The following is a 12,184-nucleotide window of genomic DNA, read 5'->3' on the forward strand; positions in this document are numbered from 1 at the left end:
ATGACGGGAACGGCGCGATGAAATCAAGAGGCGGCCGCCACGTGCCACTCCCGCTGCACGGTGAGATCAGGCTCGCCGCCGGCCCGTGATGCCAGCGCCGCGAATTCGTCGCGCGCCATCAGTTGCGACAGCGCCCACACCGCGGCGCCGCGCACCAGCGGGCTCGCATCGTCGAGCAGGCGCCGCGCTTCGCCGGCGAGCTTTGCATCGCCGGAATTGCCGATCGCGATCAGCACATTGCGGATGAAGCGGTCGCGGCCGATGCGCTTGACCGGCGATTTCGTGAACAGCGCGCGAAACGCTGGATCGTCGAGCCGTGCGAGATCGGCAAGCGCAGGCGCGCGCAATGCATCGCGTGCTGCAAGCTTCTGCTCGCGGCCTTCCTGCGCGAACTTGTTCCACGGGCACACCGCGAGGCAATCGTCGCAGCCATAGATGCGGTTGCCGATCGCCTTGCGGAATTCGTGCGGGATCGGCCCCTTGTTCTCGATCGTCAGATACGAGATGCAGCGCCGCGCATCGAGTTTGTAGGGTGCGGGAAACGCCGCGGTCGGACAGATGTCCTGGCAGGCGCGGCAGCTGCCGCAATGATCCGTGTCGCTCTCGTCGCGCGGCAGTTCGGTCGCGGAATAGATCGCGCCGAGAAACAGCCACGAGCCGAACTCGCGCGAGACGAGATTGGTGTGCTTGCCCTGCCAGCCGATGCCGGCGGCTTGCGCCAGCGGCTTCTCCATCACGGCCGCGGTGTCGACGAACACCTTCACCTCGTCGCCGGTGATAGTGGCAAGCCAGCGCGCTAGGGTCTTCAGCCGCTTCTTGATCACGTCGTGATAGTCGTCGCCCTGCGCATAGACCGAGATCGCGCCATGCGATCGGCGCCCGAGAATGTCGAGCGGATCGTCCTCAGGCCCGTAATTGACGCCGAGCATGATGATCGAGCGCACACCACCCCACAGCACGCGCGGATCGGCGCGCCGCTCCGGATTGGCCGCGAGCCAGTCCATGTCGCCATGGCCGCCGGAGCCGAGGAATTCGAGGAAATATTTTCCGGCCTCGCTGGTCGCGTCGGGATCGGTGAAGCCGATGGCATCGAAGCCGAGTGCGCGCGCCTCGCGCTGGAGCGCAGCCTTGAGATCGGATGGAGAGAGCCTGACAGCCGGGTTCAGAAGTCGAGGTCCACATAGGTGCGCGACGCCGGCACCCCCGCCAGCCATTCGCTGAGCAGCGGGCGGAACGACGGGCGGGATTTCACCCGCGCGTACCACGACTTTGCCGCGTCGTCCTCGCTCCATGGCACGTCGCCCAGATAGTCGATCGCCGAGAGATGCGCCGCGGCGGCGAGATCCGCGTAGGTCAGGCGGTCGCCGGCGAGATAGTTCCGCGTCTTCGCCAGCCAGCCAATATAGCTCAGATGATAGCGCACATTGACCTTGGCGGCGCGCATGATGTCGGGTGCCGGCGGGCCGCCGCCATTGTCCTCGCTCATGAAGCGCTTGTAGATCCGCTCGGTCACCAGCGGGTTGGAGGCTTCCTCGAAGAATTTTTCGTTGAACCACGCCATCAGCCGGCGAACCTCGACGCGCTCTGCCGACGACGTCGGCAACAGCCGCCGCTCGCCGGCATCGAGGCCATGCGTCTCGTCGACATATTCGGCGATGATGGGCGCGCCCGGAATCGGCGGAAAGCCTTCGGCGATCAGCACCGGCGTGGTCGCCGCCGGATTGAGCGCCAGGAACGCCTCGCGCCGTTCCCAGACCCGTTCCTCCACCAGGCGCAGATCGAGGCCATACTCGCCGAGCACGAGGCGAATGAAGCGCGAATGCGGGCAGAACGGATGGTGATACAGCGTGTACATGTAGCCCTTGGTAATTTCGTGGCGCTTAAGAAACCATCAACCTGTGCGACCGGCCGTGTGATTTGGCCAGGCCAGTTCCGCTCGTCTCTATGTCGCGTCAGCACGCAAACCGGTAGCCACCCCCGCAGATGGTGCGGGTCACAAAAACGCTATAGCTCAGCAAATCGGCCGGGTAACCCATTGTTTGACGATTTTTTGCGATTGCGGCCAATGTGCGAATAGGCGAGAAGAATCCCGTTTTCCACACAGGGCAGGCCACAACATGATGACGGATATGCTGCGGGCGGTGATTCTCGGCATCGTCGAGGGCGTCACCGAGTTCCTGCCGGTCTCTTCGACGGGGCACCTGCTGCTCGCGGAGCGCTTCTTCAATCTCGGCGAAGGCAATTTCTGGAAGAGCTTTGCGATCCTGATCCAGCTCGGCGCGATCCTCGCGATCCTCGTGCTCTACTTTTCCAGATTGTGGCGCGTCGCGCTCGGCATGTTCTCCAATCCGGACGACCGCCGCTTCGTGATCGGCGTGCTGGTGGCGTTCCTGCCGGCCGTCGTGATCGGCCTGATCGCCGGCAAATACATCAAGGAATTCCTGTTCAATCCGTGGGTGGTCTGCTTCACGCTGATCGTCGGCGGCGCCGTGCTGCTCTGGGTCGATCAGCTCGATCTCAAAGTGTACGAGGACGATGCGACGCGCTTTCCGCTGCTGATGTATTTCTGGATCGGCGTCGCGCAGTGCCTGGCGATGATCCCCGGCGTGTCGCGCTCCGGCGCCAGCATCGTGGCTGCGATGCTGCTCGGCGCCGACAAGCGCTCGGCGGCGGAGTTCTCGTTCTTCCTCGCGATCCCGACCATGGTCGGCGCGTTCGTGTATGATTTCTACAAGAACCGCGCCGACTTCAGCTCGGACAATCTCAGCGTGATCGCGGTCGGCTTCGTGGTGTCGTTCATCACCGCGATGATCGTGGTGCGCGCGTTCCTCAACTTCGTCACCCGCCGTGGCTTCACCTTCTTTGCCTGGTGGCGCGTGATCGTCGGCACCCTCGGCCTGATCGCGCTGGCGATGGGAAGGTAAGGCAGTCTCCGCTGTCGTCCCTGCCCCTTCTGTCGTCCCTGCGAAAGCAGGGACCCATAACCACTGGCCTCAAAGGTCAGGCAGGGCTGTGGCCCCAGCGTCGTACATCTCGGACATTCGTGGTTATGGGTCCCGGCTCGCGCTTCGCTTGGCCGGGACGACAGTCTGAGAGCCTTACGCGCTCTTCTTCTGGAACTGCCCCGACGCGCGGAAGCGCCAGAGATATTGCGGGGCGACCGCTTCCATCGAATCCGGCGTGATGCCGAGGCCCGCGAAAGTCAGGCCGGCGACCTTGGCGGCGTCGGACACCACATTGTCCACGCGCAGCATCGCGACCTGGTCCGGGGTCAGCGTGAACGGGCCGGGCGCGAATTGCAGGACATACGACTGCAGCTTGGCGAGGCCGAACGGCAGCGGCGCCAGCATGCGGTCGCGCTGGGTGATCTTGAGGATGATCTGCATCACCTCGCGCATGGTCAGCACTTCCGGGCCGCCGAGCTCGTAGGTGGCGCCCGCCTTGGCCTTGCCGTCGACGGCATCCGCCACCGCGTCGGCCACGTCGGCGACATAGGCCGGCTGCACCGTGTTGACGCCGCCGCCGACCAGCGGCAGCACCGGCGAGATCCGCGCCAGCGCCGCAAAGCGGTTGGTGAACTCGTCCTCCGGCCCGAACAGCAGCGACGGCCGCATGATGGTGGCCGACGGCAGCGCAGCCTGCACCGCCTTCTCGCCTTCCGCCTTGGCGCGGAAATAGCTAGAGGTCGAATTCTCGTCGGCTCCGATCGCCGAGACATGGACCATCCGGGCGCCGCTCGCGGCCGCCGCCTTGGCGATGGTCTCGGCGCCCTTCATCTGCACGGCATCAAAACTCTGGCCGCCGCCCTCGGCCAGGATTCCGACCAGATTGATGGCGATCTGCGAATCACGCATCGCCGCCTCGACCGAGGCCGGGTAGCGCACATTGGCCTGGACCGCATGAATCTGCCCGACCCGGCCGAGCGGCTGCAGATGGCCGGCCAGTTCAGGCCGCCGCACCGCGACGCGGACCCGGTAATCGCGCTTGCAGAGCGCCCGGACCACGTTCCGGCCCAGAAAACCCGATCCGCCGAAGACCGTGACTGTGGTGTCCAGGTTCGATGCCATGGGGTCCATTCCTGCCGGATTCGAGAGTTATTGACGTGGGTTAGCCATCTGGCGATACGCCATCGACCCCACCATGTACAGGGTATTCGATTTTTCGTTTCCTGAATTTGACAAGCGCGTAACCGAACCTTACTAACGCGCCCACGCCCAGGTGGTGGAATTGGTAGACGCGCTGGCTTCAGGTGCCAGTGGCTTAACGGCCGTGAAGGTTCGAGTCCTTTCCTGGGCACCACCCATTTTCATAAGCGATTGAAATCGCTCAGCATCCGCTGGGTGGGTGCGGCGACGCCGTCACCCGCTACCGCTTCCGGCCCCATGCTCGCGAAGTAGCGCGGCTTTCACACGATCCGCCGCCCCGCCCGCCGCGCGATCGGCTTCTGCACGAAGTACATCGCAACCAGCGAGATCAGGGTCGTTGCCACGACGACGTAGCCGATCCGGTCGAAATGCAGCAGCGAGCCGTCCGGATTCTCGGCGACGATCGCGGCGGCGACCACCGAGCCCAAGCCGCCCGATAGCTGCTGCACGGAGGCCGAGACCGCGCTGAACGATCCGCGCTGGCTGGCGTCGGGGATCGCCGACATCAAGGCCTGCGACGGGATCATGCGCGAGAAGATGCCAACGAACATCACGACATTGACCAGAATCGCGGTCAGCAGCGAGACGTGGCCGAGATTGGTGTAGGTCAGCACCATGATCACGGTCACCACGCAGCCGAAGGCAAAGGTCGGATATTTGCCGAACCTGTCGGCGGCGCGGCCGACCAGCGGTCCTATGATGATGCTGAACAGGCCGGAGACCAGATAGATCGTCGGCAGATGCACGATGTCGATGCCTAGATTGTGCACGGTGAAGGCGCTGCCGAACGGCATCAGCATGAAGCCGCCGGTTGCCAGCAGCGTCGTCACCAGGAAGGCCAGCGTGTAGCGCGGCTGGCCCACGGTCGCGATCAGATGGCGGAACGGATTGCTGTCGTGCTGCAGCTTGAGATGTCCGTCGACCGGCTCCATCGCGATCGCAATCGCCGCGATCGCCGCAATCGACAGGCCGACGATGGCCACGAAGCAGATGTGCCAGTTCCAGTGATTGGCCAGGAAAAGTCCGGCCGGCACGCCGAGCACCTGGCTCGCGGCGAACGCGGTTTGCAGCACGCCCATCGCGCGGCCACGCTGTTGCAGCGGAAACAGGTCGGTGACGATCGCGAGCACGACCGACCCGATCACGCCGCCGAACAGGCCGGTGACGATACGGCCGAGCAGCAGCACGTGGAAGTTCTGCGCCAGCGCGCAGAGCACGGTGCCGAGCATGAAGCCGACATAGAAGAACAGCAGCAGCCGCTTGCGATCGAAGCGATCGGCAAAGCCGGCGGCGAGGATGCCGGACATGCCGGCCGCGAAGGCATAGGCCGACACCGCGACGCCGAACTGCCCGGCCGTGATGTTGAGCGAGGGCATCAGGATGGCGCCGAGCGGCGACATGATGATGAAGTCGAGGATCAGGGTGAATTGCGTGAAGGCAAGCAGCGCGATCAGGAACGATTGATAGCGCGTGAAGCCGCGTACCTGCGGCTCGTCGATCGGCGCGGCGACGGTCTGTTCCGACATGAGGCTCATTTCTGAAGATGAGTAGGACGTGCGAGCGGCTGGGCACAGATAGGGCGCCGTTCGTGGATTTCATCGGCGCGGACACGCAAAAAAATGCGCGGAAACGTGATCAAGAACCGCGAAATTCCTGCTCCTTCATATGGGTATTGCGGGGCCTCGGGTCATCCCGTCGCCAATCGTTTGAATTGCAGCGTGATCCAAATGCAACAGAGGTTGCGCGATGCTGGGCAGCCGTGTCGGGATATGGCAAGAGCGGGGCATGACCCCCCGCTCAGCGGCGCGGCGACCGCCTATCCGCTCGCATCCCGGGCGTTTGGGGGCTAGTGTCGCCTGTCGAATCGAACCGAGACCCGAGGCCTTCATACATGACCATCCGCCTGCATCGCGGCGATCTGCCCGATCTCACGCGCTACACCGATTCCGTTGCGATCGACACCGAGACCATGGGGCTGCATCCGCATCGTGACCGGCTCTGCGTGGTGCAGATGTCGAACGGCGACGGCACCGCCGACGTGATCCAGATCCCGAAGGGGCACACCGATTCGCCGAACCTGAAGGCGCTGCTCGCCAATCCGGCGATCACCAAGATCTTCCATTTCGCGCGGTTCGACGTCGCGGTGCTCTACAACACGTTCGGCGTGATGCCGACGCCGGTCTATTGCACCAAGATCGCCTCGCGCCTGTCGCGCACCTACACCGACCGCCACGGCCTGAAGGATCTGGTGCGCGAGGTGCTGAACGTCGAACTGTCGAAGCAGCAGCAGTCGAGCGATTGGGGCGCGCAAAGCCTCAGCGAGGCCCAGCTTGCCTATGCCGCCTCCGACGTGCTGCACCTGCATGCGCTGCGCGACAAGCTGAACGTGATGCTGGCGCGCGAGGGACGTACCGATCTCGCCAAGGCCTGCTTCGATTTCCTCCCGGCCCGCGCCAGGCTCGATCTCGACGGCTGGGAGGCCGAGGACATCTTCGCCCATTCATGATTCCGTCCGTTCATGACGGGCGCGAATTCATCGCTGCGGGGCCATTTCCGCCCCGTTTCGGCCAAACTGTTCACGCGTGGTCTCCCTGCGGGGGCGCGACGCGAGGTCCGGGCTGCATATTTGGGCGGCTCCGGCTAGGATAGGGGCAATTTCGCGCCTCTGGAGCTCAGGTGAATTCGGTTCAGAATCCAGCCTATGTCACTGGCCTCGAGGCGCGCTTTGCCGCTGCCGCGCGGCACAGCCGCATGGTACGGATCCTGCGCGTCGCGGTGCCTGCGGTGGTTGGCCTCGCGATGGCCTCGATCATCTTCGTCTCGGTCTACAATCCATTCCGCGAAATGATCCCCAAGCTGCCGGTCGAGATGGACAACCTCGTGGTGTCGGGCACCAAGATCACGATGGAATCGCCGCACATCGCCGGCTTCTCGGCCGACGGCCGGCCCTACGAGATGTGGGCCAAGGCGGCGATCCAGGACGTCACCGATCCCGACCATGTCGAGCTCAAGACGATCCGCGCCAAGGTGGCGCAGCAGGATCAGTCGACGGTGACGATGGATGCGCGCACCGGCTTCTTCGACAACAAGAAGCAGCTGCTCGATTTGCGCCAGGATATCTTCCTGCAGTCGTCCACCGGCTATGAGGCCAAGCTGACGCAGGCCTTCGTCGACATCAACAAGGGCAACGTCTCGTCGGACGAGCATGTCGACGTCAAGCTGCTCGAGGGCACGCTGACATCGGATCGTCTCAGGATCTACAACAGCGGCGAGCTGGTGCGGTTCGAAGGCAATGTCGTGATGTATCTCGACAAGCTCGGCGACAACAATCCGAGCCCGCCTGCCGAGGCCGCGCCACCGCCACCTCCGCCGCCACCGAAGGCGCGCAAATCCGCCAACACGAAATGAATTTGATGATGAGACGTTTTCCGCACGGCTTCGCAATCGCGGCCTTTCTGCTCACGCTGCTTGCAGCCGGCGCTGCGTCCGCGCAGGGCTCGATGTCGGGCGTTCCCAATGCCATGCAGGGCTTCTCGCAGAACCGCGACCAGCCGATCCAGATCGAGGCCGCCGCGCTCGAGATGCGCGACAAGAAGAAGGAGGCGACCTTCTCCGGCAATGTGAAGGTCGTGCAGGGCGACACCACCATGACCTCGAAGGTGCTGGTGGTGTTCTACGAGGATAAATCGACCCAGACGCCGGCGCCTGCGCCGGCAGCCACCAAGGGTGCCGCCGCCAAGGGCGCCGCGCCGATGCAGTCGGCAACCCCCGGCCCCGGCGGCGCGTCCTCGATCAAGCGGCTGGAGGCGAAGGGCAATGTCGTCGTCACCCAGAAGGACCAGGTGGTCACCGGCGAGACCGCGATCTTCGACACCAAGACCAATCTGATCACCATGCTCGGCGGCGGTGGCGGCCAGGTGGTGCTGACCCAGTGCCAGAACGTGCTGCGCGGCGACCGCCTGCTGGTCGACATGACCACCGGCGTCTCGCGGGTGGAATCCGACAGCGGCAAGGTGCAGGGCCTGTTCATCCAGTCGCAGGGCGGACAGAGCGGCAAGGGTGGCTGCGGCACGCCGGCCGCCCCCGGCACGGCCCCAGCGGCCCCGTCACCGCTTCAACTGCTGCCGGGTAGCAAGTCGAAATAAGCGCCGCTGGGCGCGAGGATCGTCATGCCGATGCTGGTTTCGCGCGCCGCACTCGTCGCTCTCCTTGCGCTGATGGCGTTCGACACCGCGCGCGGACAGGGCACTGCGTCCGTGCCCAACGCCATGCAGGGTTTTGCGCAGAACCGCGACCAGCCGGTCAAGATCGAGGCGGCCGTGCTCGAAATGCGCGACAAGAAGAAGGAGGCGACTTTCTCCGGCAATGTGAAAGTCACGCAGGGCGACACCACCATGACCTCGAAGGTCCTGGTCGTGTTCTACGAGGACAAGTCGACCCAGCCGCCGGCGACTGCGCCGAGCTCCACCGCAGCCAAGGGCCCGCCGCCGCAATCGGCAACGCCCGGCCCCGCCGGCGCTTCCTCGATCAACCGGCTGGAAGCGAAGGGCGATGTCGTCGTGACCCAGAAGGATCAGGTCGTCACCGGCACGACCGCGATCTTCGATACCAAGACCAATTTGATCACCATGCTCGGCGGCAGCGGCAGCCAGGTGGTGCTGACCCAGTGCCAGAACGTGGTGCGCGGCGATCGGCTGCTGGTGGACATGACGACCGGCGTCTCGCGCGTGGAATCCGACACCGGCAGGGTGCAAGCCATGGTCGTTCAGGGACAAGACTGCGGCGGCGCGCCGGCCGCGAGCAGCCCCGTAAGCCCCCCGTCAGCTTCCGCCAAGCCATCAAAATCAAGATGAATCAATGCATTAGATAATATTTTGCGGCCGCGAGGTTGAAGCGCGCGGGGCGAGACTGTATCTACTCCAGCGGCCCGGCCGAACGATATGCCTTTGAGGGGGAGTTGTTGGCCGGGACAGGGGCATCCATTCATTCAAGGCGCGGGTGATCGCGCTTTGCCGTGTTGTTTGAGCATGATCTCCGCGCAGAGGCGTCCGCTTTTGTCGCGAGGGAAGGCCGGTATCCAGGTTTCCGGCGCATGCTTGCGGGGTACGCGTGCGAATCGATTGGTCCGCAGGCAAAGTCGCGGGATCACCGTGAAAGGCTGAAACGAAGCGGGGATGGTGGATTTTCTCGGCATGTTCCGGCGGCGTCCTGCGAAACGCAGCTCCGGATTTGCGCGCTCGCATGACGACATCACAGCGCTCGACGACCAGTTCGGCGAGATGCTGACGTCGCCGGTGCGTGACGCGCCGCCGATGGCGCGCGCCGCCTCGGTTCCCGCCGCCGAACTGCCGCGATCCCAGCCCGCAGCAGCACCCGCTCCGGCGCGGGCAAGGCCAGCCAGGAATAGCGCTCCGGCGGCGCCGCAGCTGATCAAGCGGCCGGGCTACCTGGCTGTGCATAGCGTGGAAAAGAGCTTCGGCAGCCGCCAGGTCGTGCGCGGCGTCAGCATCTATGTGCGCCGCGGCGAGGCGGTCGGCCTGCTCGGGCCGAACGGCGCCGGCAAGACCACGGTGTTCTACATGATCACGGGCCTGATCAAGGCCGATCGCGGCGCGATCGAGCTCGACGGCCACGACGTCACCAAGCTGCCGATGTATCAGCGCGCACGTCTCGGCATCGGCTATCTGCCGCAGGAAGCCTCGATCTTCCGCGGCCTGTCGGTCGAGCAGAACATCCGCGCCGTGCTCGAGGTCGTCGAGCCCTCGAAGAAGAAGCGCGAGCACGAGCTGGATTCGCTGCTCGACGAATTCAACATCACGCGGCTGCGCAAGAGCCCGTCGATCGCGCTGTCCGGCGGCGAGCGCCGCCGCGTCGAAATCGCGCGCGCGCTGGCGACGCGGCCCAATTACATGCTGCTCGACGAGCCGTTCGCCGGCATCGACCCGATCGCGGTCGGCGACATCCAGGACCTCGTCCGCCATCTCACCAACCGCGGCATCGGCGTTCTCATCACCGACCATAACGTCCGTGAAACGCTCGGCCTGACCGACCGTGCCTACATCGTCTATGCCGGTGAGATCTTGACTGAGGGAAGCCCGGAGGAGATCGTTAATGATCCCGATGTACGTCGGCTTTACCTTGGCGAGGAATTCCGCCTCTAACCCAAATTTCGCATCCGTCAAGCCGTGTACAAGCTTCACGGACTAAGATAAGCAAGAATCGAGCCAACTTTTAAGGTCGATCTTGCCTCCATGGCGCTGACGCAAAGACTAGAGTTCCGCCAGTCGCAGTCGCTGGTGATGACGCCGCAGCTGATGCAGGCGATCAAGCTGCTGCAACTGTCGAACCTGGACCTGTCGGCCTTTGTCGAGGAGGAGCTGGAGCGCAACCCGCTGCTGGAGCGGGCAGCAGACGGGCCGGAACCGCCGGTCGCCGGCGAGCTGGCCATGGAGCGGCAGGACTACGGCGATTCCGATGGTTCCTCGAGCTACGGCGACGATGGCGACGGCTCCGACATGGCCGCAGGTTCGGGCGGCGAAGCCGCTTTCGAGCCCGGCCAGGAGGAATGGCTGAACCGCGACCTCGGCACCCGCGCCGAGATCGAGCAGACGCTCGACACCGGTCTCGACAACGTGTTCTCCGAGGAGCCGGCGGAGGCGGCCGCGCGCGCCGCGCAGGATGCGCCACCCTCGGTCTATACCGAATGGGGCGGCGGCGCCTCCAGCGACGACGAATACAATCTCGAAGCCTTCGTGGCCGCCGAGCTGACGCTCGCCGACCATCTCGCCGAGCAGCTCGCGGTGGCGTTCTCGGCGCCGGCGCAGCGCATGATCGGGCAGTATCTGATCGATCTGGTCGACGACGCCGGCTACCTGCCGGCCGATCTCGGCCAGGCCGCCGAACGGCTCGGTGCGTCGCAGCAAGCGGTCGACGAGGTCGTCGCCGTGCTGCAGAAGTTCGATCCGCCGGGTGTCTGCGCGCGAAGCCTGAGCGAGTGCCTCGCGATCCAGCTGCGCGAGCTCGATCGCTACGATCCGGCGATGCAGGCGCTGGTCGAGCATCTCGATCTGCTTGCCAAGCGCGACATCGCCGGCCTGCGCAAGCTGTGCGGCGTCGACGATGAAGACATCACCGACATGATCGCCGAGATCCGCCGGCTCGATCCGAAGCCCGGCCTGAAGTTCGGCACCTCGCGGACGCAGACCATGGTGCCCGACGTCTATGTGCGTCCGGGTCCCGACGGCGGTTGGCACGTCGAGCTCAACAGCGACACTCTGCCGCGCGTGCTGGTCAACCAGACCTATTACTCTGAGCTGTCGAAGACGATCCGCAAGGAAGGCGATAAGTCGTACTTCACCGACTGCCTGCAGAACGCGACCTGGCTGGTGCGCGCGCTCGATCAGCGAGCCCGCACCATCCTGAAGGTCGCGACCGAAATCGTCCGCCAGCAGGACGGATTCTTCACCTATGGCGTCGCGCACTTAAGGCCGCTGAATCTGAAGGCAGTCGCGGACGCGATCCAGATGCATGAATCGACGGTGTCGCGCGTCACCGCCAACAAATACATGGCGACCAATCGCGGCAGTTTTGAATTGAAGTATTTTTTCACCGCGTCGATCGCGTCCGCCGACGGCGGCGAGGCGCATTCGGCCGAAGCGGTGCGTCACCACATCAAGCAGTTGATCGACGGCGAGGCGCCGTCGGCGATCCTGTCCGACGACACGATCGTGGAACGTTTGCGCGCCTCGGGCATTGATATCGCCCGCCGCACCGTCGCGAAGTACCGTGAGGCGATGCGGATACCATCCTCGGTGCAGCGCCGCCGTGACAAACAGAGCATGCTCGGTAATGCCCTTTCGGCTCCTGCCTCCGCGCCCGACCGCTCGCGCGATACAGCCCCCGTTTAGGTTACTTCTTGAGGATGGCCCCGTCCGAGTACGGACCGGTCCATGCGCTCGTTGCGTTCGCGTCAAATCGCGATAGTCTCGACCTTTCCAGGTCGAGCATCGTCCAGAAAGGAAGGTAACCGGAATCCAGCA

General features: G+C 64.6%; 11 protein-coding genes and 1 tRNA gene. 8 read left to right on the plus strand and 4 right to left on the minus strand.

The window, feature by feature from the left end; genetic code table 11:
• Window positions 1-23: 23 nt before the first annotated feature.
• Together queG and FBZ93_RS12380 are read right to left on the minus strand one after the other, a co-directional pair.
• Complete coding sequence (gene queG, locus FBZ93_RS12375; RefSeq protein ID WP_146986250.1) at window positions 24-1,214, minus strand: tRNA epoxyqueuosine(34) reductase QueG; 1,191 nt, start codon at window positions 1,212-1,214, stop codon at window positions 24-26.
• Window positions 1,163-1,855 (minus strand): glutathione S-transferase family protein, encoded by a 693-nt coding sequence (locus FBZ93_RS12380; protein ID WP_024584298.1) that lies wholly within the window; start codon window positions 1,853-1,855, stop codon window positions 1,163-1,165. Before FBZ93_RS12380 ends, queG begins: the two co-directional genes overlap by 52 nt.
• A gap of 262 nt (window positions 1,856-2,117) precedes the next feature.
• On the opposite strand from FBZ93_RS12380, the gene FBZ93_RS12385 reads away from it, so the two are divergent.
• Complete coding sequence (locus tag FBZ93_RS12385) at window positions 2,118-2,924, plus strand: undecaprenyl-diphosphate phosphatase (RefSeq protein ID WP_146986251.1); 807 nt, start codon at window positions 2,118-2,120, stop codon at window positions 2,922-2,924.
• A 174-nt stretch (window positions 2,925-3,098) separates the two neighbouring features.
• On the opposite strand, the gene FBZ93_RS12390 is transcribed toward FBZ93_RS12385, so the two are convergent.
• Window positions 3,099-4,067, minus strand: coding sequence for a complex I NDUFA9 subunit family protein (locus tag FBZ93_RS12390; protein WP_146986252.1), 969 nt, complete (start codon window positions 4,065-4,067; stop codon window positions 3,099-3,101).
• Window positions 4,068-4,212: 145 nt separating this feature from the next.
• Here FBZ93_RS12390 and FBZ93_RS12395 point away from each other — a divergent pair.
• A tRNA-Leu gene (locus FBZ93_RS12395) sits at window positions 4,213-4,299 on the plus strand.
• A 106-nt stretch (window positions 4,300-4,405) separates the two neighbouring features.
• On the opposite strand, the gene FBZ93_RS12400 is transcribed toward FBZ93_RS12395, so the two are convergent.
• The gene (locus FBZ93_RS12400) at window positions 4,406-5,671 is read right to left on the minus strand and encodes an MFS transporter (RefSeq protein WP_146986253.1); all 1,266 of its coding nucleotides are present in this window, start codon (window positions 5,669-5,671) and stop codon (window positions 4,406-4,408) included.
• A gap of 365 nt (window positions 5,672-6,036) precedes the next feature.
• Between FBZ93_RS12400 and FBZ93_RS12405 the strand changes: the two genes are divergently transcribed.
• From FBZ93_RS12405 to rpoN, 6 genes are all read left to right on the plus strand, one after another.
• Entirely contained in the window at window positions 6,037-6,651 is a 615-nt protein-coding gene (locus tag FBZ93_RS12405) for a ribonuclease H-like domain-containing protein (protein ID WP_146986254.1), read from the plus strand.
• Window positions 6,652-6,821: 170 nt separating this feature from the next.
• Window positions 6,822-7,553 carry an LPS export ABC transporter periplasmic protein LptC gene (gene lptC, locus FBZ93_RS12410; protein ID WP_074131722.1) on the plus strand — a complete coding sequence of 244 codons (732 nt, stop codon included), beginning with the start codon at window positions 6,822-6,824 and terminating at the stop codon, window positions 7,551-7,553.
• A 5-nt stretch (window positions 7,554-7,558) separates the two neighbouring features.
• Window positions 7,559-8,290 carry an LptA/OstA family protein gene (locus FBZ93_RS12415; RefSeq protein WP_433995405.1) on the plus strand — a complete coding sequence of 244 codons (732 nt, stop codon included), beginning with the start codon at window positions 7,559-7,561 and terminating at the stop codon, window positions 8,288-8,290.
• Between the two features lie 24 nt (window positions 8,291-8,314).
• Window positions 8,315-8,998 (plus strand): LptA/OstA family protein, encoded by a 684-nt coding sequence (locus FBZ93_RS12420; protein ID WP_146986256.1) that lies wholly within the window; start codon window positions 8,315-8,317, stop codon window positions 8,996-8,998.
• 321 nt (window positions 8,999-9,319) lie between these two features.
• Window positions 9,320-10,306: an LPS export ABC transporter ATP-binding protein gene (gene lptB / locus FBZ93_RS12425; RefSeq protein WP_146986257.1), complete on the plus strand. Its 987-nt coding sequence runs from the start codon at window positions 9,320-9,322 to the stop codon at window positions 10,304-10,306.
• A 90-nt stretch (window positions 10,307-10,396) separates the two neighbouring features.
• On the plus strand, window positions 10,397-12,052 hold the full coding sequence (gene rpoN, locus FBZ93_RS12430; RefSeq protein WP_146986258.1) for an RNA polymerase factor sigma-54: 1,656 nt from the start codon (window positions 10,397-10,399) through the stop codon (window positions 12,050-12,052).
• The last annotated feature ends 132 nt before the right edge of the window (window positions 12,053-12,184 follow it).

The organism is Bradyrhizobium macuxiense, assembly GCF_007993935.1.
GTDB classification, from domain to species: Bacteria; Pseudomonadota; Alphaproteobacteria; order Rhizobiales; family Xanthobacteraceae; genus Bradyrhizobium; species Bradyrhizobium macuxiense_A.

Coding starts and splice junctions, on each gene's coding strand:
- queG (WP_146986250.1), bottom strand. CDS start 1,214: ATGGCTGGCGGGGGTGCCGGCGTCGCGCACCTATGTGGACCTCGACTT.
- FBZ93_RS12380 (WP_024584298.1), bottom strand. CDS start 1,855: ATGTACACGCTGTATCACCATCCGTTCTGCCCGCATTCGCGCTTCATT.
- FBZ93_RS12385 (WP_146986251.1), top strand. CDS start 2,118: ATGATGACGGATATGCTGCGGGCGGTGATTCTCGGCATCGTCGAGGGC.
- FBZ93_RS12390 (WP_146986252.1), bottom strand. CDS start 4,067: ATGGCATCGAACCTGGACACCACAGTCACGGTCTTCGGCGGATCGGGT.
- FBZ93_RS12400 (WP_146986253.1), bottom strand. CDS start 5,671: ATGTCGGAACAGACCGTCGCCGCGCCGATCGACGAGCCGCAGGTACGC.
- FBZ93_RS12405 (WP_146986254.1), top strand. CDS start 6,037: ATGACCATCCGCCTGCATCGCGGCGATCTGCCCGATCTCACGCGCTAC.
- FBZ93_RS12415 (WP_433995405.1), top strand. CDS start 7,559: ATGATGAGACGTTTTCCGCACGGCTTCGCAATCGCGGCCTTTCTGCTC.
- FBZ93_RS12420 (WP_146986256.1), top strand. CDS start 8,315: ATGCCGATGCTGGTTTCGCGCGCCGCACTCGTCGCTCTCCTTGCGCTG.
- lptB (WP_146986257.1), top strand. CDS start 9,320: ATGGTGGATTTTCTCGGCATGTTCCGGCGGCGTCCTGCGAAACGCAGC.
- rpoN (WP_146986258.1), top strand. CDS start 10,397: ATGGCGCTGACGCAAAGACTAGAGTTCCGCCAGTCGCAGTCGCTGGTG.